The 19544-nt window shown below is 65.1% G+C and carries 17 protein-coding genes; 6 read left to right on the forward strand and 11 right to left on the reverse strand.

All coding sequences use genetic code 11. The annotated features are described in order from the left end of the window. The first annotated feature begins 54 nt into the window (after nucleotides 1-54). Nucleotides 55-429: a helix-turn-helix domain-containing protein gene (locus ACLMAJ_RS13490; protein WP_412013973.1), complete on the forward strand. Its 375-nt coding sequence runs from the start codon at nucleotides 55-57 to the stop codon at nucleotides 427-429. A 106-nt stretch (nucleotides 430-535) separates the two neighbouring features. Here ACLMAJ_RS13490 and ACLMAJ_RS13495 read toward each other — a convergent pair whose 3' ends face one another. Together ACLMAJ_RS13495 and ACLMAJ_RS13500 are read right to left on the reverse strand one after the other, a co-directional pair. Then, nucleotides 536-1126 carry a ClpP family protease gene (locus ACLMAJ_RS13495; RefSeq protein WP_412013974.1) on the reverse strand — a complete coding sequence of 197 codons (591 nt, stop codon included), beginning with the start codon at nucleotides 1124-1126 and terminating at the stop codon, nucleotides 536-538. Nucleotides 1127-1190: 64 nt separating this feature from the next. Beyond that, the gene (locus tag ACLMAJ_RS13500; RefSeq protein WP_412013975.1) at nucleotides 1191-1796 is read right to left on the reverse strand and encodes a ClpP family protease; all 606 of its coding nucleotides are present in this window, start codon (nucleotides 1794-1796) and stop codon (nucleotides 1191-1193) included. 375 nt (nucleotides 1797-2171) lie between these two features. Here ACLMAJ_RS13500 and ACLMAJ_RS13505 point away from each other — a divergent pair, with 375 nt between their 5' ends. Continuing rightward, the gene (locus ACLMAJ_RS13505) at nucleotides 2172-3545 is read left to right on the forward strand and encodes an FAD-binding oxidoreductase (protein WP_412013976.1); all 1374 of its coding nucleotides are present in this window, start codon (nucleotides 2172-2174) and stop codon (nucleotides 3543-3545) included. Nucleotides 3546-4046: 501 nt separating this feature from the next. Then, nucleotides 4047-5198 carry an RNA-guided endonuclease InsQ/TnpB family protein gene (locus tag ACLMAJ_RS13510; RefSeq protein ID WP_412013977.1) on the forward strand — a complete coding sequence of 384 codons (1152 nt, stop codon included), beginning with the start codon at nucleotides 4047-4049 and terminating at the stop codon, nucleotides 5196-5198. Nucleotides 5199-5232: 34 nt separating this feature from the next. Here ACLMAJ_RS13510 and ACLMAJ_RS13515 read toward each other — a convergent pair whose 3' ends face one another. Continuing rightward, the gene (locus ACLMAJ_RS13515; RefSeq protein WP_412013978.1) at nucleotides 5233-5616 is read right to left on the reverse strand and encodes a hypothetical protein; all 384 of its coding nucleotides are present in this window, start codon (nucleotides 5614-5616) and stop codon (nucleotides 5233-5235) included. Between the two features lie 166 nt (nucleotides 5617-5782). Here ACLMAJ_RS13515 and ACLMAJ_RS13520 point away from each other — a divergent pair, with 166 nt between their 5' ends. After that, nucleotides 5783-5971, forward strand: coding sequence for a hypothetical protein (locus ACLMAJ_RS13520; protein WP_412013979.1), 189 nt, complete (start codon nucleotides 5783-5785; stop codon nucleotides 5969-5971). Nucleotides 5972-6135: 164 nt separating this feature from the next. Here the strand turns inward: ACLMAJ_RS13520 and ACLMAJ_RS13525 are convergent, their stop codons facing one another. Further along, nucleotides 6136-6774 carry a class I SAM-dependent methyltransferase gene (locus ACLMAJ_RS13525; RefSeq protein ID WP_412013980.1) on the reverse strand — a complete coding sequence of 213 codons (639 nt, stop codon included), beginning with the start codon at nucleotides 6772-6774 and terminating at the stop codon, nucleotides 6136-6138. 246 nt (nucleotides 6775-7020) lie between these two features. On the opposite strand from ACLMAJ_RS13525, the gene ACLMAJ_RS13530 reads away from it, so the two are divergent. Further along, nucleotides 7021-8331, forward strand: coding sequence for a class I SAM-dependent methyltransferase (locus tag ACLMAJ_RS13530; RefSeq protein WP_412013981.1), 1311 nt, complete (start codon nucleotides 7021-7023; stop codon nucleotides 8329-8331). A gap of 255 nt (nucleotides 8332-8586) precedes the next feature. Next, on the forward strand, nucleotides 8587-11031 hold the full coding sequence (locus tag ACLMAJ_RS13535) for a hypothetical protein (protein WP_412013982.1): 2445 nt from the start codon (nucleotides 8587-8589) through the stop codon (nucleotides 11029-11031). 122 nt (nucleotides 11032-11153) lie between these two features. Here ACLMAJ_RS13535 and ACLMAJ_RS13540 read toward each other — a convergent pair whose 3' ends face one another. From ACLMAJ_RS13540 to ACLMAJ_RS13570, 7 genes are all read right to left on the reverse strand, one after another. Beyond that, entirely contained in the window at nucleotides 11154-12410 is a 1257-nt protein-coding gene (locus ACLMAJ_RS13540) for a cytochrome P450 family protein (protein ID WP_412013983.1), read from the reverse strand. A gap of 82 nt (nucleotides 12411-12492) precedes the next feature. Further along, a complete protein-coding gene (locus tag ACLMAJ_RS13545; RefSeq protein ID WP_412013984.1) occupies nucleotides 12493-13770 on the reverse strand; it encodes a dihydrolipoamide acetyltransferase family protein in 1278 nt (425 codons plus the stop codon). Nucleotides 13771-13789: 19 nt separating this feature from the next. Next, nucleotides 13790-14776, reverse strand: a complete 987-nt coding sequence (locus ACLMAJ_RS13550; RefSeq protein ID WP_412014082.1) for an alpha-ketoacid dehydrogenase subunit beta — start codon at nucleotides 14774-14776, stop codon at nucleotides 13790-13792. Nucleotides 14777-14820: 44 nt separating this feature from the next. Continuing rightward, nucleotides 14821-15864: a pyruvate dehydrogenase (acetyl-transferring) E1 component subunit alpha gene (pdhA, locus tag ACLMAJ_RS13555; RefSeq protein WP_412013985.1), complete on the reverse strand. Its 1044-nt coding sequence runs from the start codon at nucleotides 15862-15864 to the stop codon at nucleotides 14821-14823. Nucleotides 15865-15875: 11 nt separating this feature from the next. After that, nucleotides 15876-17324: a dihydrolipoyl dehydrogenase gene (lpdA, locus tag ACLMAJ_RS13560; RefSeq protein ID WP_412013986.1), complete on the reverse strand. Its 1449-nt coding sequence runs from the start codon at nucleotides 17322-17324 to the stop codon at nucleotides 15876-15878. Nucleotides 17325-17603: 279 nt separating this feature from the next. Beyond that, nucleotides 17604-18779, reverse strand: coding sequence for a PucR family transcriptional regulator (locus tag ACLMAJ_RS13565; RefSeq protein WP_412013987.1), 1176 nt, complete (start codon nucleotides 18777-18779; stop codon nucleotides 17604-17606). Between the two features lie 550 nt (nucleotides 18780-19329). Further along, complete coding sequence (locus ACLMAJ_RS13570) at nucleotides 19330-19542, reverse strand: hypothetical protein (protein ID WP_412013988.1); 213 nt, start codon at nucleotides 19540-19542, stop codon at nucleotides 19330-19332. Nucleotides 19543-19544: the final 2 nt, after the last annotated feature.

The following is a 19544-nucleotide window of genomic DNA, read 5'->3' on the forward strand; positions in this document are numbered from 1 at the left end:
GCCCACAGCGTAATGACCGGGCGGGCCGGACGCAGGTGGCCTTACGCTCTTGATATGACCGAGCATTCGAGACTTCACTCGATCCCCGGTGGACGCGACGAGCGGAGTGCACCGCCCCGGCGGCAGCCCGAAGGCGAGCCGCTGTGGCGCGAGGTGCTCGGGCAGCGATTACGCACGCTTCGGCACGACCAGCACGAGACGCTTGCCGAAACGGCAGGTCGTGCGGGCGTCTCGCCGCAGTACCTTTCCGAGGTGGAGCGTGGCCGCAAGGAACCCTCCAGTGAGATGATCGCCGCATTGGCCGGAGCCCTCGGCACCAGCCTCGGTGGGTTGACCGAGCAGGTGGCCGACGAGCTGCGCGCGCAGCGCCACGTCGCCATCCTGCCCCGCGCGGGCACTGCCCCGACGCTGCTTGCGCTCGCGGCATAGCCCTTCCTTGGCAGATCACGCTTCGCGGCGAACACCTCGGCCGCCATCTCGCCGGGGAAGTTCGCCGCGAAGTGTCGAGCAGCACAAGGCAATTCGACGCAGTGAGTCAGGTGCGCGCTTCCAGTAGTCGGTCGACGAGACCGTAGTCGAGCGCCGCCTGCGCGGTGAAGACCCGATCTCGGTCGGTGTCGTGGCGCAGCCTCTCCACCGACTGTCCGGTGTGTTCGGAAAGGATCGATTCGATCTCCGCCCGCATCCGAACCAGTTCGTCGGCCTGCAAAATCAGGTCGGGTATCGCGCCCTGCCCGCGAGAGGCGGGCTGATGCAACACCACCCGGGCGTGGGGCAGCATGGCGCGGCGGCCGGGCGCGCCGCCGGCGAGCAGCACCGCGCCGACCGCGATGGCCTGGCCGACGCACGTGGTCCGCACCGGCGCACTGATGTGCTGCATGGTGTCGTACACGGCGAGCATCGAGGACAGATCGCCGCCCTCGCAGTTGACGTACAGGTTGATCTCCTGCTCCGGGCCCTCGGAATCCAGGTGCAGCAGCTGCGCGATCAGCGCATTCGCCACTCCCGAGTCGATCGGTGTGCCGAGGTAGACGATCCGCTCGGCGAGCAGATGTGAATAGATGTCGGTGATGCGCTCACCGCCGCGCGGATGCTGCGCGATGACATTGGGAATCGTGTAGGTCATGCTGTCTCCATTTCGGCATTCGCGGGCCGCGCGTCGCTACGCGGGCTGCCTTCGGGCCCGACGCTCACGCCGAGATTCCGATCCGCTGGCGTTGGGGAACGATCTGTCCGAACGAGTCGACGATGTGGTCGATGAAGCCGTATTCCTTGGCCTGTGTCGCGGTGAACCAGCGGTCGTGCAGCGAATCCTCGTAGATTCGGTCGAACGGCTGCTCGGTGTCCTCGGCGATCAGGGCGAGCACGGTGTCCACCGTGTACCGCAGGTCTTCGGCCTGGACCTCGACGTCGACGGCACTACCACCGATGCCTGCCGAGCCCTGATGCATGAGCACCCTGGCGCGCGGCAGCGCGAACCGCCGCCCCTTGCTGCCCGAGGACAGCAGGAATTGTCCCGCGCTACAGGCCAATCCGAGTGCCAGGGTCGACACTTCACACGGCACCAACCGCATGACGTCGCGAATGGCGAGCATCGCGGGGACCGACCCGCCGGGGGAATGGATCCAGAGGGAAATGCCTGCTTCCGGGTCCTCGGCGGCGAGAGTGAGCAGCTGCGTCATCAGCAGCGTCCCGTTGTCGTCGTCGAGCGGACCGTCGAGTACCAATATGCGGCGGCTGAGCAGTTGCTCGCGAGCACGCCAGCTGAACATCCGAGTGCTGTCATCGTGGGCCATGGGTCCACCGTGCCTCAGCGGCGGCCCGAAAATCGCGCCTCGCTGCCGTGAGCAGATCCGCTCACGGCAGCGAACGGTGGAACCGGTGGCAGAGCTCGGCGCAGTCCGACGGCAACGCCGTTTCCAGCACTTCTCGCCGCTACCGCGGCGTCCTATACTTTTAGCTACCTCCATCGATCTTGATGGAGGTGACCGCGGGTCGGGAGATCGGCGAGATTCTTATTCGACAGGCAACCAGCGGCGAATTCCGGAAAGCCGGGCAGCGCGTCTGCCTTCCACCGAATTCCGAATCGCGACAAGCGATATCGGCCGAATCGCCGGGCAGCATTCGTCCAAACTTCCGCAGGCTTCGGCCACACGGTGGCAGGAGGACCGATGAGCACGACTTTGCAAGAATTACGCGAACAGGTGCGTGCGCCTGTCATTACCTCGGACGACGCCGGATACGACGAAGCACGCACGGTCCACAATGGCATGTTCGATCGTCATCCGCTGGTCATCGTCCAGGCCGAGCAGGTCGCCGACGTCATCGCCGCGGTGAATTTCGCTCGCGACGGTGGCCACGACCTCTCGATCAAGGGTGGCGGGCACAGCGCACCAGGATTCGGCACCAACGACGGCGGAGTCGTCATCGACTTGTCGCTGATGCGCTCGGTGCACGTCGATCCGAAGTATCGCACCGCGCGGGCCGGGGCCGGGGCCACCTGGGGAGACTTCAATTACGCGACACACGCCTACGGGCTGGCGACCACCGGCGGGATCGTCTCGACCACCGGCGTCGCGGGACTCACGCTCGGCGGCGGCATCGGATATCTTTCCCGCGCATATGGATTGACGATCGACAATCTCCTGTCGGCCGACGTGGTAACCGCGGCAGGGCACGTCGAGACCGCCAGCCCGACGGAGAACGAGGATCTCTTCTGGGCGCTGCGCGGTGGCGGTGGCAACTTCGGCGCTGTCACCTCGTTCGAGTTCCGATTGCACCCCCTCGATCAGGTGTACGTCGGTCTGTTCTTCTACGAACTCGAGCACGCCGGTACGGTGCTGCGATTCTTCCGTGATTTCATCCCCGTCGCGCCCGAGGAATACGGCGCGTTCCCCACGTTCCAGATCGCTCCACCACTGGAGTTCATCCCCGCCGACCGGCACGGCGACACCTTCTGCACCGCGATCGCGCATTGGGCCGGACCGCTCGACAAGGGCGAAGAAGCGATGGCGCCATTCCGCGACCTCGCCCCCAGGGTCGCCGAAATGGTCGGGCCGATGCCCTATCCAGCACTGAACACCGCGTTCGACGCGATATTCCCCAAGGGCATCCGCAGCTATTGGAAGGGCAGCTTCGTCACCGAATTGACCGATGCCGCCATCGAACAGCACCTGATCTACGGCCCGAAAGTGCCGGAGGTCAGCGCGACAATGCACATGTATCCGATCAACGGGGCCTGCCACCGAATCGCCGCCGAGGACACCGCATTCGCCTATCGCAACGCGACGTTCGCGACGGTGATCCTGGCCGCATGGCAGGATCCGGCCGTCGACGCGGAGCGCATTCAGTGGGTACGCGACTACTACAACGCGACAGCGCCGTATTCCGAACCGGGCGGATATATCAACTTCATGGACGACGACGACCGATCCAAGGTGCACGACAACTACGGCAGGAATTTCCAACGGCTGGCCGACGTCAAACGAGCCTATGACCCGGACAATCTGTTCCACTTCAACCAGAACATCAGCCCGAGCCCATGACCGAGCTCGTACCGCACGCACAGGGCGTCCGATTCCCGGACTACCGGTTTCACGAATCAGAGTGCGCGCGTTGATGGTTCCGCCCGGCATACCCGATTTCCAGACCCGGCGGCGGACGGTCGAAGCAGGCACCGTCGCGATTCGTGGCCGCACATGGTGCGGCACCGCCCCCCGTGGCAGGAGTGGAAGTCGGCATCGATGGCGTTTGGCGGGGCGCCCGATTGGGCCAAGCGCTCTCCGAATTCGCCTGGTACAGGTGGAGTTACGCGTGGGATGCCCGCCCAGGTAACTACATGCTGAGCCGGGACGACCGCGACACCGGCCATCAGGCAACAAACCACGCCGATGACAGTCTCGATCGATGCCGTCGCGTTGATTGCGACACGTTCCGCACCGACGATACTGTCGGCGACAGCCGCTAACGAGGGAGAGCAAGCGCCATCCTCCCTCCGGAGGTCGGGTCGCAGGAAGGTGTCGGTGGTGTCGGTTAGGTTGTCGGGTATGACCGAGGTGGTGCGGCACAACTACCGCCTGCGCCCTGGTGCGCAGGCGGAGCGGGCCCTTGTCGCGGAGTGGCATCGGTGCCGGTTTCTATGGAATGAGGCTGTGCACCAACAGAAGTCGGGTGCGCGTCCAACCTTCGGCAAGCTCGGAAAGTCGCTTACCGAAGCGCGGCGCCGGACCACGTGGTTACGTGACGGGTCGCAGGTCGCCCAACAGCAGACCCTGCGCACCTATGCACAAGCGCTCGATCATTCGTTCAAGGTCAAAGGACGTGGTCGGCCGACGTTCAAAGCGCGGAAGAAGGCGTTGCCGTCACTGGAATACACCGTGCGCGGGTTCAGCATCCGCGACGGTAAGCTACTCCTCCCGAAAGGGGTGAGTATCCCAGTCGTGTGGTCGCGGGAACTGCCGTCCGAGCCGACGTCGGTCCGTATCACCCGCGACAGTTTGGGGCATTGGTATGCCTCATTCGTGGTGCGGCGTGAGGTCGGAACTGTATCGGACGCTGAGGGTGGTGTCGGTGTCGACTGGGGTGTGAGTACCACCGCCACGACCACCGACATTCGGTTCGATCTGCCGTTTCTGGGGCACCGGAAACGGTGCGCGGCGGCACTGGCCAAAGCGCAACGCCAGATGGCCCGTCGGCACAGCGGTAAGCATGGCCCGCAGTCCGGCGGTTTCCAGCGGGCCGCCCGGGAGACAGCGAAGCTCCACAAGAAGGCGGCGCGGCAAACCCGGCATGATTCGCGGGTGTGGGCGAAACGTGTTGTCGCCGCTCATGACCTGATCGCGGTGGAGGATTTCCGGCCGAAGTTCCTGGCGAAGTCCACGATGGCCCGCAAAGCGGCGGACGCGGCGATCGGTGCGGCGAAGCGGGCGTTGGTCGAGCGTGGTGTGCGGGCTGGCCGGAGGGTGGTGTTGGTTCAGCCCGCCTTTACGTCGATGACGTGCAGTGACTGTTTTGCGAGAGCCAAGCGACTGGAACTGTGCGAGAGAACTTTCCGATGCCCCGAATGTGGTTACACCGCTTGTCGGGATCGGAACGCTGCCAGGGTGGTTCTGGTTGTGGCAGAACGCGGCCACAGCAGTGTTGAGGATGTGAGACAAGCGGGTCACCTCCTTCGGGTGGGTGGTTCGGTTGCGGTCTGAGCTGTGAATCTCCTGCCTTCACGCAGGAGAAGCGTTAACGACCGAAAGTACGGCGTCGGTTCGACAGCAGTGGACCGGTATTGAGATCCAGCAAGTACCCGGCCTCATCAGAGGGCTGATGCGCAAAAGACGAGTCGTAAACCACCAGTTCGAGCCCATCGGCAGGACGAGGCAGGGCGCGGTGGGTGAGCGCTTCGGCCAGTTCGCGCACAGAATGTCCGGGTAGCGACGGCTCGACAACCACTGTCACATCGATGTCGCTGCGCCCGTGGCGGTAATCTGCTAGCGCGATCGACCCAACCGCGAAGATGCTGAGCAGATTCGGCCCGCAGATGGTGCGAGCATGTTGGACGAGGTCTTCCAGGTAGGGACGCAATTCGGCGGGCACCGCTTGCGGGGCTACGAGGGAGCGGGGCATGGGGCCAGAGAGCGATCAGGCCTGCCGCCGATTCGGCCGAGCTAGTCGGCTCAATCGTGTCCGGTCAGCGGAAGTACGCCGCCCAGATGAGGTCGGGCTGGTTTTGTGCGCGCCTCGACGAAGAACTGGGTGCTCGGTCTAGTGTGGCCGCTTTGACTTTAACACTGTGGCGGAATCTGTTGTTGCCCAATATGACTCGAACTACACGATGTACATCGTCTCCGCGACCGGCTACTCCATCCTGCTTGCCTGGCTCTACAACTCGCCCCACGACATCACCATGATCGTGATCGTGGCGCACACAGTGTCCAACGTCAGCTATGGCGTCCAGGCAGCCCCGATAGATCCGGCGTAGCAGTGGTTCGATGTCATAGTCATGGGCGGTGCCGGAATCGCATTATGGGCGATCACCCTCGGCCGGGTAGTGCTTCAGGCCCCGACCTCGGGACGACTCGCCTGGAGGCAGTTGCGCCGCTGAGTCGGATGGCCGCGTCCGGGTCGATTCGCCGCCCTCTTGCTTCAGCCGGGCTTGTGCCAGACCAGCAGGTATCGCCAGAAGAACAGACGCCGGACCTCCGCGCCAGGAAGGACCGTCGTCGCCTCGGCGCGCACTCGGCGCGTGGTGAGGGGTGGGTCCTGCACGACAGGCATCGCGTCATGCGTCGGTTCCATTGCGTACCAGTCGCGCCCACTCGTAGCCCTGGCCACGGCGAATGCTCCGGCGAGCACGCGATGCACCGCCGCTGCGGCGAGTTCGACCGGGAGTTCGCGGGGCAGGTCGGATTTGGGCAGCGCGATCGCGGCAAGCACACCGCCGGGGCGAAGCGCGGCCGCCATCCGGGGTAGCGCCTGCGCGAGCGACATGTGGTGCAGCGCGGCGATCGAGAAGACCGCGTCGTAGCGGCCTTCGGGAACGACGTCTTCGCGCAGAAAATCGGCGTGTATGCACGAAACATTCTCGGGGACAGTGCGTTCTGCCACTGCGATCATCTCCGGCGCACGGTCGATCGCATCGACATGACGCACCAGGGCGGCGAGTTCACCCGCGAAAGCACCTGCGCCACAACCAACATCCAGCACGTCCCCACACTGCGACGGAAGCTGGCGCAACAAAAGCCGGTGGTAGTACGCGTTGTGGTCCCAGGCGAATCGGCTCACCCCGGCGATCCTAGCGCCACCACACACCGTGCCCGCGATCCGCGCACTCGATCCCGCATACCAGCGGACTCCCCGAACGGCGCGCCTCGACTACTCGACGAGTGGCACATGACTTCGGCAGACATCGAGAATCGGCCATAGTCGTCTGCCGCTCACCGCTGAGTGGGTGCTTGAAATGACCCCGGTGCCACACTTATACCGCGTCGTTGTGGTTCATACGGGGTGAGACGGGCCATAGTGGTTCGCATGGGGCACAAGCCAACAGTCGCTGACACGTTTCGGCCTTTGATGCGAGCCGCTCTGGGATCGCAGCCGGCGGTGGGGTTCGAGTTTTGGGACGGAAGCACGATCCAGCCCGAGGGTGGGTCTCCTGGCACCATGCGAGTGCGGTCCAAAGACGCGCTGAGCCACCTGGTGTGGGCGCCCGGCGAGCTCGGGCTCGGGCGTGCGTTCGTCTCCGGCAACGTCGATCTCGACGGCGATATCTTCAAGATGCTTCGATCCTTGCAGTCGACGGCACCGCGCGACGCTCGGCTCGGCGTCGATGCCGCGTGGAAGGCGTTCGGGGCGGCGCGGCAGCTCGGGGCGCTCGGGCGGCCGCCGGAACCACCGCCCGAGGAGGCGCGGCCGCCGCGCGGTCGACTGCACACCAAGGGACGTGACGCGGCGGCGATCAGCCATCACTACGACGTCGGCAACGACTTCTACCGGCTGGTGCTCGGGCCGAGCATGACCTACTCGTGCGCACGGTTCGTCACCGCCGACGACGACGGTCACGGCGGCGCGAATGCCACTGTCTCCCTGGAAGATGCGCAGCGCGCCAAACACGATTTGATCTGCCGCAAGCTGGGTCTCCCCGAGCAGCGTGGGATGCGTTTGCTCGACGTCGGGTGCGGCTGGGGTTCCATGGCGATGCACGCGGCATCGACCTATGGCGCGCAGGTCGTCGGTGTCACGATCAGCAGAGCTCAGGCCGATCTCGCTCGTAAGCGCGTCGCCGACGCGGGGCTTTCGGCGAGCATCGACATCAGGCTCTCCGACTATCGCGAACTGCGCGGCGAGCAGTTCGACGCCATCTCCTCCATCGGGATGTTCGAGCACGTCGGAGCCAAGCGCGCCGCGGAGTACTTCGAAACCCTGCGCGCTCTACTTCGTCCCGAAGGGCGCCTACTCAACCACGCGATCTCCTCCGCGGGCGGGTCCACCATCAGTGGCCGCTCCTTCGTCGGCCGCTACGTCTTTCCCGACGGCGAACTTCTCGACGTCGGGGAGGTCGCGCTCGCCATGGAGCGCGCGGGATTCGAGGTACGCGATGTCGAGTCGCTGCGCGAGCACTACGCGCTGACCCTGCGCCAGTGGGTCGCCAACCTGGAAGATGCTTGGGATCAAGCGGTCTCGCTCGCCAGTGAGGGACGCGCACGCGTGTGGCGGCTCTACATGGCAGCCTCGGCATTGGGCTTCGAGGACGGCGGTCTCGGGCTCCATCAAATGCTCGGTGTTGTCCCGGACACGCACGGCAACACGGGCATGCCGGGTACCCGACGCGCCTGGGGGTAACCCACCTCACAGTCTGATCCTCCACACGGCCTCCGAGCGTTCCGTCGGAGGCCGAAACCCTCACGGCTGTCGCTGTTTTCAGCCACCGGTGGCGCGTTGTTCACTGTCCGGTCGGAGAAATTTAACGTGATCACGTTAGCGTAAGGAAGTTGTTTCCGGGGACTGTGGATCAGCCCTGGGGTAAATCCTTTCCGATGCTCATCTCGTCCATTCTTGCCTCCATGGGGGGCGGGAGAAAACGAATCAGGTCGTGGCGTGAACAACTGGAAAATGGAACGCTGGCATCCGGTCCGATGGGAGACGTACGCGGTTACGCGCAAGTGGCGCGAGTCGCGCGAGTGGATGGAAAAAACGCGACTGCGGCGCTGGTCGGCATACATTCTTCTCGGGCTTTTCGCACTGTTTATCTTCCCCGGCATGCTCGGTGGCGCGGCGACCGCCGAATCAGGCGGCAGGACTGCCGGATCGTCGTCGAGTAGCGCGCTCGCTTGGATGAATATCACGGATTCATCGGGTGTTCAACTCTCGAGCTACCTTTTCGCCACCAATCGTGGCGGTATCCTGAATCCAGGAAACACCGTGATTTCCTCCATGTTGGGCCTGGAGTTCGCGGGCTGGAAAATCATCGTGACCACCGCGATTTGGCTGATCGGGTACGCACTGAGCTTTCGCTGGCTGGATATGTTCGGGTCCGCGCTGGAGGGGGTGGCCAACAGCCTGACGGGGCAGATCGCGACGCCGATGATGTTGCTGACCGCCGCGGCGATCGGCGCCTTCTTCGTGGCATGGTTCATCACCCGCGGCTTCTACGCCAAGGCGACCACCCAGGTGGTGACGATGCTGGCCGTGGCGATCGTGGGACCGGTGTTCTTGGCCGAGCCGCTTGCGGACGTGTTGTCATCGCACGGGTTGCTGGTAGAGGGACGTGATCTCGGCATCTCGGTGGCAGCCGGGTTGAACGGAACCAACAGTCCGGATCCGTCCCGGATGGTGGCGACCATGCAGAATACGCTGACCGAGAATTTCGCTCGCCGCCCGCTGCAAGTGTGGAATTTCGGCCATGTGATCGACGATAAGCCCGCATGCCGGGCCGCCTGGTCGGCGGGCGTGAATACCAACAGTGAGGATAGCGTCAAGAGCGGGATCCATAATTGCGGGGACAGTGTCGCCAAAGATTCCATCGACAATCCGAGCTATGAGCAGTTCGGAACCGGCCTGTTGTTACTGATATCGGGAACAGTGTTACTGCTTTTCGCGGCAGTGCTGGCGATCAAGATCATCAAAGCGGCGCTGGACACGATCTACCACGGGTTGATGTCGATATTCGGATTCGCGGCGGGTGGATTCATTTACGGGCCGACGCAGACATTTTTGGTCCGCAATATGGTGGACAGCGTGATCGCGGCCGCGCGGATGACAGCATTCACCATCTTTCTCGGTATCTACGTTCTATTCCTGGGAGATCTGTTCCGGCTGGCCGGAGATCAGGTCACGGCGGTATTCATTATCGGCGGCATTGTGCAGATCGTCGCGATTCTCCAGCTCAAGCGACTGGGTCACGGTCTGGATCGAAGCAATGAATGGCTCGCGAATCGGTTCGCCCTGACCATCCAGGGCAGTGGCGGTGGCCGGGGTTCGAGCACCGGCGGTGCGACCGCGCTGGGGATGGGCACCAACGGGGCGGGACATTCGCTCTCGGGGAAGATGCTGGCCGGGCTCGCTGCGGTCAGCACCGTCAGCAATTCGCCGGGAACCGAGTGGCTGCTCGGGGGAACACGATCACCGTTGCGGCCATTCGCCAGAACCGAGCGCAGCTCCCAGTTGGCCCAATGGGGACTGTGGGGGCGACCGGGTTTCGGTGGGGAAGACGGGCATTACGCCCAGTCGTATATGCACAGGATGGTGTTCGGGAACGCCGCCCGCAAGGCCGCCGAGTCGGCCGGCGGCATCAACTCCGTGCGCGGCGCGGCCGCGGCGCTACAGGGGATCGAAGACGTCGGCGGCAAAGCGTCCGATGCGTGGGGTGCTCTCACCGCCGCCGGATTCACGAACGAGAGAGTCATGTTCAACGCAGTCCGTTCCTGGGGAATCGTCGACGCGAACACCGACGACTGGACCTTGGCCGACAAACATCTCGGCCATGTGGTCGCCGCCGTGCAACGCGCCCAGGACTCCTCACTTCGCGTCGTACGAGGAGCGGGTGACCCCGAGGAGGTCGCCGCGGATTTGGCGACCTTGCAGGCGGCGGCCTTCCGATATCGGCGCGCCAATCCCGGTGGCGTCACCCTTGACGGCGGGGCCCGCGGGGGTCCGCAACAAAGATTCGTCACCAACTACATGGACAACCCCACGCAGGCGAAGATCAGGCAGCTACAGCAACTGGCGAACGGCGATCTCACCGCGGCCAACGGCATGCTGTCGAATATCGACCAGGCCGACGCCGGGCGCATGATGCAGTGGATCGGAAACGAGCACGCGAAGCGCACCCTGTCGTCGATCGACGGCGTCTTGGCCGACCCTGCCGACGGCGAGCGACTTCGCGACGCCCGGCGGGTGATCGTGAGAGCGGCCGACACCGACCAATGGGCGGCCGGTTCCGCGAGAACACCGTGGAACTCGCTGGCACCGCCCGGAATCCACAATTCGGCGCTGAACGGCTGGGACACCTCGATGGCCGGAGTCGGCCGCCTACTCAACTAGCACAAAGATCGTATTCTGTTGTGTCACAGTCGTTGCCGACGGCACAGACTGTTCGGCCGCGCGAAGTCGGTTGCGCCCGTGGGAAGCGGTACACGAACCGAACGTAGGCGCGCTACTCGCGCCTACGTCTCGGGTAGTGGTGGCGATTTCGGGAACACGACAGGCAGGTGTGTCAGCGCGCGATGGAAGGGACCGGGCCGCCAGGTCAGCTCGGAAGGTGACACCGCCAGCGTGATCTCGGGTAGCGCGTCGAGTAGTTGGTCGATGGCATCCTGCGCGATGAGATAGGCCATCGAACTGGCAGGACAGGAGTGCGGCCCGGCACCCCAGGACAGGTGTGAGCGATTGCCGGAGTGCTGGTCGACGCTGATCTCGGGATCGGTGTTGCAGGCGGCCATGCTGATGAGGACCGGCTGATGGGCGGGTAGCCAGAGGTCGTCGATCAGGATCGGCTGCCGGGGAAAGCTGATGCAGAAGTTCGCCATCGGCGGGTTGGTGAACAACACTTCGTCGAGGGCGTCGCGGGTCGAGAGGCTACCGCCGAGCACGTCGTCGGCGAACCGCTCGTCGGTGAGGATCAGGAGCAGGGTGTTGAGGATCAGATTCTGCTGCGGTTCGATGCCCGCGCCGTACAGGGTGGCCAACTGGTGCACCATTTCGGTATCGCTGAGCCCGGCCGGGTGCTGGACCATCCGCGTGGTGATGTCGTCGCCGGGTTCGGCCCGCTTGAGCTGGGTCAGCTCCAGTAGCGCGCCGGTGAGCATCTTGTTGCCGCGATCCGCGTCGATGCCCTCGAAGATCGCAGCCATACCTGTCGCGGCCTGCTGCGCGATATCGGCCGGACAACCGAGCATGGCGTTCAGTACGGCGAAGGCGAGCGGAAACGCGTACTCGCGCACCAGATCCGCCGCCCCTGCCTCGCAGAACGCGTTGATCAACGGGGTCGCGACCTCGGCAACAGTGTCGTGCAGCCGGTACTGGTCGACCCTGTCGAGGCCCGCGGTATTGGTCTGCCGATAGCGGATGTGCTCATTGCCCGCGTTGCGCAACGCATTCGGCCGCCACTGCATCATCGGCAGCACCGGACATTCGGCGGGAATGTCCTGTTGCCAGATGCGCGGATCGGCCGGGAAGTGTTCCTGGTCGTTGAAGATCCGCACCGCGGTGTAATATCCGATCACCAAGGTGGCCGGCACGCCGGGAGCCAAATCCACCGGCACCAAAGACCCGTACCGCTTACGCATTTCACGATAGGCGCCGTGCGGGTCGGCCGCGAAATCCGGTGAATACAGCGATGCGCGTGGACCATCGGTGTCGATCGGCGAACCTTGCTGTGCTCGACCGGTTCGAGTGTGCGCTGAGGACGGGGATATCGGCATCGGTGAGACTCCAGGCGTTGAACAACAAAGCTCAGTGAGCCTATGCAGGGACCGGGCGGTGCGTACCCGTATTCATTCCCGATCAGGTAACGATGCGGAGCGGATGTTCGAGCAGTCCCCTCAGTTGCTGAAGGAATGTGGCGGCAGTGGCACCGTCGACCGCACGATGGTCGGCAGACAGGGTTACCCGCAGAATCTTGCGATTGACGACCTGACCATCGATCAGTCGCACCTCGTCGGCGGCGGCGCCGACGGCGAGGATGGCGGCCTGGGGTGGGTTGATCACGGCGGTGAACTGCTCGATGCCGAACATGCCGAGGTTGGAGATGGTGAAGGTGCCGCCGCTCATTTCGTCCGCGCGCAGTTTGCGGGCGCGGGCCCTTTCGGCCTTGTCCCTGCTCTCGACGGCGATCTCGGAGACGCTCTTACGGTCGGCGTCACGAATCACCGGCACGACCAGCCCGGCCGGGATTGCGACCGCTACTCCGAGGTGAATCCCCCGGTGCCGCAACAGTTTGTCGCCCGCATAGCAGACGTTCACCGCAAGGTCGGCACGCAGGGTGGCGGCCACCGCCTTGACGATCAGGTCGTTGACGCTGACTTTGCCTGCACCCGCGATCCGCAGTGTCTCGTTGATGTCGGCGCGGAAGGCCAGCAGCTCGGTGACGTCGATCGCGCTCGTCAAATAGATGTGCGGGGCCTGTTGTTTGCTCTCGGTGAGCCGTTTGGCCGAGACCTGCTGGACGGTGGTCAGCGGCACCTCGTCGTAATCGTCGTAACCGGTCACTGCTGGATTACGTGGTACGGCAACTGCTTCGGCCTGGACTGGGGCAACTGCCGTCTCGGCGTGTGCGGTTTCGAGTCGGCGCGAGGCGGATTCCACATCCTGCTTGGTGATCCGACCCGCGGGGCCCGTCCCGGTCACGGCGGCGAGGTCGACACCCAATTCGCGTGCCACCTTGCGGGCCAGCGGAGACGACTTCGGCCTGTCGCCCTTGGTCGCGACTGTCGGCGAAATACCATGTGTAGGCCCACCTTCGGACTCGACCACTACCGCGGCAACACCGGTCTCACGCTCCGGCGACGGCGCGGTCACCGGCGGAACGGATTTCGTGGACGACCCGCTGCCGTCACCGATCAATGCGATCGGGTTGCCGATCGATACGCGCGTCCCTGGTTCGGCCAGGATCTGTTCGAGCACGCCATCGTCGTAGGCTTCGAGCTCCATCAGGGCCTTGTCGGTCTCGATCTCGGCGAGAACGTCACCGCGAGCGACCTTGTCGCCGACCTGTTTGAGCCACGCGACGACAACACCCTCCTCCATCGTGTCGGAGAGCCGGGGCATGGTGATTTCTGGCATGGTGTGTGGTCCTCGGTTCTCAGCGGCGACGGCCGACGGCGGCGAGCGTTTCCAGCGCGGCCGTGTGCAGGGATTCGGCCGAGGGCAGCGCGGCCTGTTCGAGCGATTTGGCATACGGCAGTGGCACTTCCGCCGCCGCCACCCGGCGCACGGGCGCGTCGAGGTAGTCGAAGGCGCCGTCGGAGATGGTCGCCGCGACTTCGGCGCCGATCCCGTAGGTCAGCCAATCATCCTCTGCCACAACCGCACAGCCGGTCTTGCGCACCGAGGCCACGATGGTGTCCCTGTCCAGCGGACGCAGGCTGCGCAGGTCGACGACTTCGGCGGAGATGCCGTCTTCGGCGGCCAGCCGCTCGGCGACCTGGGTGGCGATCGTCGCCATCCGCGAGTAACCGATGAGCGTGATGTCGGCGCCTTCGCGGGTGACCGCCGCCTTGCCGATCTCGGCGGGTGGCAGGTCGTCCGGCACTTCGCCTTTGGTGTTGTAGAGGGCGAGGTTCTCCAGGAAGAGCACCGGATCGTCGTCCTCGATCGCCGCACGCAACAGAGCGCGCGCATCGGCCGGTGTACTCGGCGCGACGACTTTGAGGCCGGGTACGAACGCGTAGTACAGCTCGATGTTCTGCGAGTGTGTCGCACCGAGTTGCTGGCCGCCGCCGCCCGGGGTGCGGATGACCATCGGCACGCTGGTCTGCCCGCCGAACATGCCGTAGATCTTGGCGGCGTGATTGACGATCTGGTCCAACGCGAGCAACGAGAAGTTGATCGTCATGATCTCCACGACCGGACGCAGCCCGAGCATCGCGGCACCGACGGCGGCACCGACGAAACCCTCTTCGGCGATCGGCGTGTCGCGCACCCGCTTCTCACCGAATTCGGCGAGCAGGCCCGCGGTGATCTTGTAGGACCCCTCGAAGACGCCGATCTCCTCGCCGATCAGGAAGACGTCCTCGTCGCGGCGCATTTCCTGGCGCAGGGTTTCGCGCAGCGCTTCGCGATAGGTAATGACAGGCACGGTGGTCCTTTGCGTTCGGAGAAGAGAGCGTGCGGTCAGAAGAGCGGATCGGCGGGCAGCCTGCGCGACGCTCCCGCCACCGGAGTGGCGTAGGTGTAGTCGAACAGGGTTTCCGGGTCCGGGTGTGGACTCGCGTCGGCGAAGGCCACCGCCGCGTCCACCTCCGCTTCGATGGACCGCGCGATCGCCTCGACACCGGATTCGTCCAAGACGCCCGCGGTGATCAAGTCGCCGCGAAACCGCACGATCGGATCGGATTCGCGGGCGGCGGCGGTGTCCTCGCCGCTCCGGTACTTGGCCGGATCGACCACCGAGTGCCCCTTGAGCCGGAAGCTCACCGTCTCGAGCAGGGCCGGTTTCCCTTCGCGACGAGCCGTTTCGATCAGGTCACCGGCCATGTCGCGCACCGCGAGTACGTCGGTGCCGTCGACCTGCTCACCGCGCATCCGGTAGGAGGCCGCACGCTTGTACAGGTCGGGTTCGGCGGAGGACTTCTCGACCGTGGTACCCATGCCGAGCTGATTGTTGATGATGACGAATACAACGGGCAGATTCCACAGTGCCGCGATGTTCAGCGACTCGTGGAAAGCACCGATATTCGTGGTGCCCTCACCCATTTGGCACACCACCACGTCGTCGTCACCGCGGTAGTCGATGGCAAGGGCAGCGCCGACTGCCAGCGGAAGCTGACCGCCGACGATGCCGTAGCCGCCGAGCAGGCGGGAAGCGGTGTCGAACATGTGCATCGAACCGCCCCACCCCTTGGAGGTGCCGGTGGTGCGCCCGTACAGCTCGGCCATCACGCGGCCGGGCTCGATGCCTTTTGCGATGGCGTAGCCGTGTTCGCGATAGTTGGTGAACAGGTAATCGGTGGGCCGCATCGCGGCGCCCAGGCCGACTACGGTGGCCTCCTCACCGAGATTGAGATGGCAGTAGCCACCGACCTTGGCCTGCGAGTAGCCTTGCGCCGCACGCTCTTCGAAGCGCCGGACGAACATCATGTCGCGCAGGTAGCCGCGCAGGGTGTCGGGGTCCTCGACGGCGAATACGTCGGGGGCGCGGTCGATTGTTTCGGTCACGGTAGTCCTCCTCAGCGCTGCCGCGGCGCGATGTGCACGGGCAGGCCGAGCGCGGTCAGCGCGGCCTCCATCCCGATCTCGCCGAGGGTGGGGTGGGCGTGGATGGTGTCGGCGAGTTCGTCGAGCGTCGCTTCCATGCTGATCGCGAGAGCTCCCTCGGTGATCAGATCGCTGGCCGACGGTCCGATGATGTGCACGCCGAGAATCTCCTGATGCTGCTGCCCGGCAATGATTTTCACGAACCCCGCGGTGTCGCCGAAGGTCCTGGCGCGACCGAGCGCCGCGAACGGGAAACGGGCGGTGACGATCTCGTGCCCTGCCGCGCGGGCCGCGGCTTCGGTCAGGCCGACGCTCGCGATCTCGGGGTGGGTGAACGTCGCGGCGGGAATGGCGGTGTAGTCGATGTGACTGTCTACTCCGGCGATGACATCGGCCGCGGTGAGACCCTGATGGGAGGCGACGTGCGCGAGCAATGCGCGGCCGGTGACATCGCCGATCGCGTAGAGGTGGTCGACGCCGGTGCGCAGCCGATCATCGACCGGGATGAATCCCCGATCGTCGGTGGCGATTCCGGCACGATCGAGCCCGAGATCGGCGGTGTTGGGGCGGCGGCCGACGCCGACGAGCACAACATCGGCGTCGAGTTCACGTGCGTGCTTGCCCTCCACGGTGACCCGCAGTGCATCGCCCTGCGCGATCGAGGCGACCGTACTTTCGGTCAGCACGGTGATGCCGTGTTCGATGAAGGACCGACCGAGTGCAGCGCCGATGTCACGGTCCTCGGCGGGAACCAGGCGGTCCTGCATCTCCACGATGGTGACGTCGCTGCCGAATGTGGCGAACAGGCTTGCCCATTCGGCGCCGACGGCGCTGCCGCCGACAATGACGAGCCGGTCAGGGACCTCCGTCAGGCCGAACGCACCGTCGGAGGTGATCACCCCTGGCAGGTCGGCGCCGGGCACGGGCAGCCGCGCGGGCACCGATCCGGTCGCGACGATGATGTCGCGCGCGGTGATCTGGCGGATCGGCGCCGTTGGCGCGGCGGCATAGCGCGGGCCGTCGGGACCGACAGGTGACGGACCCACCTCGTGCACGTCGACCGTGGTCGGCCCGGTGAAGCGGGCGTGCCCCTCGATGACGGTGACACCGTTGGCCGCGAGCAGCCCGGCGACACCGTCGGTGAGCTCCTTGACTATGCCGTCCTTACGCTGGCGCACCGCGGGAAAGTCGAAACGCACGTTGTCGGCGTACACACCGTAATCCGCTGCGTCCCTGACTGTTTGGAGGACCTCGGCCGACCGCAGCATCGCCTTCGTCGGGATGCAGCCCCAGTTCAGGCACACTCCCCCTGGTCGTTCCTTCTCCACCAGCCCCACCGACAGGCCACGCTGGGCCGCACGGATGGCGGCCACGTAGCCGCCGGGACCGCCTCCGATCACCAGCAGATCGAACTCCGGCACTCGTGGTGCTCCTCAATCTCGACGAATCCGACTACACCGAGGTTGTGGCATAGGTCGTTTCGATCGAGTCTTGTCGGCCAGGAATGCACATACAATGCCCACGAAGCCCAGCAATCGGGCCCCGAAAATGGGCGCTGCGCCCAATCTGATGAACTCCACCTACGCCCCTGCGGACACGGGCCCGCAATCGCAGCGTGCATCGGCCGGTCCAGGTGAGTGCTCCCGAACTGCTCGATCAAGGCCGCGTATCGGGCGTACCTGATCTCTCCGGATGGTGCGTCAGTCCGTCCGGCCCGTGAGTTCGAGCGCCGAGAGGGCGAGGGAAAGTTCGAGGTAGGCGCGCTGCCCATCCAGTGGGCGGCCGATCAAACCGGAGATGCGCTGCAATCGGTTCAGCACCGTGTTGCGGTGGCAGTGCAGTCGGATCGACGCGTTGGCCGCCGAGCAGTTTTCAGCAAGCCAGGCCGTGAGGGTTTGCAGCAGCACCTCGCGGTCTCTGAGCGGCAGAGCCAGCACCGGGCCAAGGGTACGGGCGATCAGCAGCCCGGTGAGGTCCGGGGAATTCACCAGCAGGGCCTCGGGGTAGCGGTCCTCGAGCGATACCAGCTCGACCGCGCCCTTCGACAGTGTGTCCATGGCGATTCTGGCCAGTGCATGGCCGGTGTCCACCTGGGCGAGCCCCGGGACCGCAGGGGACGACGCGGCCCGGCCTCTGGCAAGGGGGCGCAAAGGGGCGAGGACTGTGGCGATGTCCCGGTGTTCCAGCGACACCAGCCCGATCATGCTGTCGACCCGGGTATGCCACACCGACCGGATCCCCAGCGCCGCGAGCACCGTCTCCGGCCCGACGAGCGCGGGCCGACCGTCGGCCCCGACATCCGCGGCAACCACCAGGTAGGCGCCGTGTGCGGGCAGCTCGAGCTCACGGGCTGCCCGCGCGGCGAAGGTGGCATCCTGGGCACGCCCGGCCAGCAGATCCTCGATCAGCGCATGTCGGCGTCGCTCATCCCTGCGCACCTGCTCGAGCTCCGTATTGCGATAGGACGTGGACAGCGCCGAGGACAACCCGTCGATCACCGTCCACATCGCGGTCCCCGCCTCGCGGATCTCGTGCGGCTGCGAGCCGACGCTTTCGGCGTTGTCCAGCAATGCTTCCCATACAATCCGCCCACCGAGCCGGAAGGTGCGCAGCATCGCTTCCAGCGGCACCCCCTGTTCGGCGCGATGCCTGCCGATCGACGCCGCGACGTCGTCACGCTCGGGATCGGTCGCCACACCGCTCAGCAGTTCCAGAATTCGCGTCAGATAGCGGCGGCAGCCATCACGCAGATCCGCACGCGGCACCGACGTGTAGTCGGTCCACTCCGGGTTGTCGGTGAAAATCGCGGCAAGCAGGCGTCGGGTCAGCACCGGAATATCGGTGATGCATTCCGCGGCGAGCTTCCGCGTGCCCACCGTGGATAAGGCGGATCGAGGCGCTCCCATATCGACCGACGCTACTCACCGAGGATCGATTCCTCGTGATCCGGTCATGGCAGCGCGGCGAGCATGGCCGCTACCGGCCGGTAACCCTGCTCATGGGGCGAAGTCCGTGCTGACACTTCCGAACTTCGCCCCGGCCCCTACATGCCTATGCGCAAGGCTTCCCAACCCGTCGTATGACGTGCCATTGACTGATGGCAGGCCGGGAAGCAATCATGAATCATGGGAAACGACGAGGTGTACGACACGAAAACGACCGAACACCTTCCGACACAGGCGGACTGATCCGAGCAGCAAGTGCTCGACGAATCCGATGTAGCGCAGGCCCAGGTGTTCTACGACCTGCTCAGCCATGAGGCCGCGACCCTCACCACCACGATCCGAGCCTTGACGACTCGGCGCGGAGTGCTCCGATCGACCGCCGAGGCACAGCTGTTCCGTCGAGAGCTCGAAGAGGTTCACCGTTGCTTGGACCAGCTCCGGAACAGATTTCCGGAGCTCGATCGTCACCTGAGATAGCCGCTCAGTACAGGTCTTCGGTCTGCGGCCACTGGCCACCCTGACGCTGCGCGACTCGTCCGCGCGAACGGCCGCGCTCGTCCGGGTCTAGATCTAGATAATCTTCTTCGTCCTGGCGACCCTCCGGGTCCCAGTTCATGGCAGCGGCTACCGCGAACAGTAGCCCCGCAACCAACAATACAACGAGAACGACTACGACGAGTCCCTCGTTCAGCACAC

Source organism: Nocardia arseniciresistens (genome assembly GCF_046764875.1).
GTDB lineage: Bacteria > Actinomycetota > Actinomycetes > Mycobacteriales > Mycobacteriaceae > Nocardia > Nocardia arseniciresistens.

Coding starts and splice junctions, on each gene's coding strand:
- ACLMAJ_RS13500 (WP_412013975.1), bottom strand. CDS start 1,796: ATGGCCCACGATGACAGCACTCGGATGTTCAGCTGGCGTGCTCGCGAG.
- ACLMAJ_RS13545 (WP_412013984.1), bottom strand. CDS start 13,770: ATGCCAGAAATCACCATGCCCCGGCTCTCCGACACGATGGAGGAGGGT.
- ACLMAJ_RS13515 (WP_412013978.1), bottom strand. CDS start 5,616: ATGCCCCGCTCCCTCGTAGCCCCGCAAGCGGTGCCCGCCGAATTGCGT.
- ACLMAJ_RS13510 (WP_412013977.1), top strand. CDS start 4,047: ATGACCGAGGTGGTGCGGCACAACTACCGCCTGCGCCCTGGTGCGCAG.
- ACLMAJ_RS13530 (WP_412013981.1), top strand. CDS start 7,021: ATGGGGCACAAGCCAACAGTCGCTGACACGTTTCGGCCTTTGATGCGA.
- ACLMAJ_RS13505 (WP_412013976.1), top strand. CDS start 2,172: ATGAGCACGACTTTGCAAGAATTACGCGAACAGGTGCGTGCGCCTGTC.
- ACLMAJ_RS13495 (WP_412013974.1), bottom strand. CDS start 1,126: ATGACCTACACGATTCCCAATGTCATCGCGCAGCATCCGCGCGGCGGT.
- ACLMAJ_RS13490 (WP_412013973.1), top strand. CDS start 55: ATGACCGAGCATTCGAGACTTCACTCGATCCCCGGTGGACGCGACGAG.
- ACLMAJ_RS13540 (WP_412013983.1), bottom strand. CDS start 12,410: ATGCCGATATCCCCGTCCTCAGCGCACACTCGAACCGGTCGAGCACAG.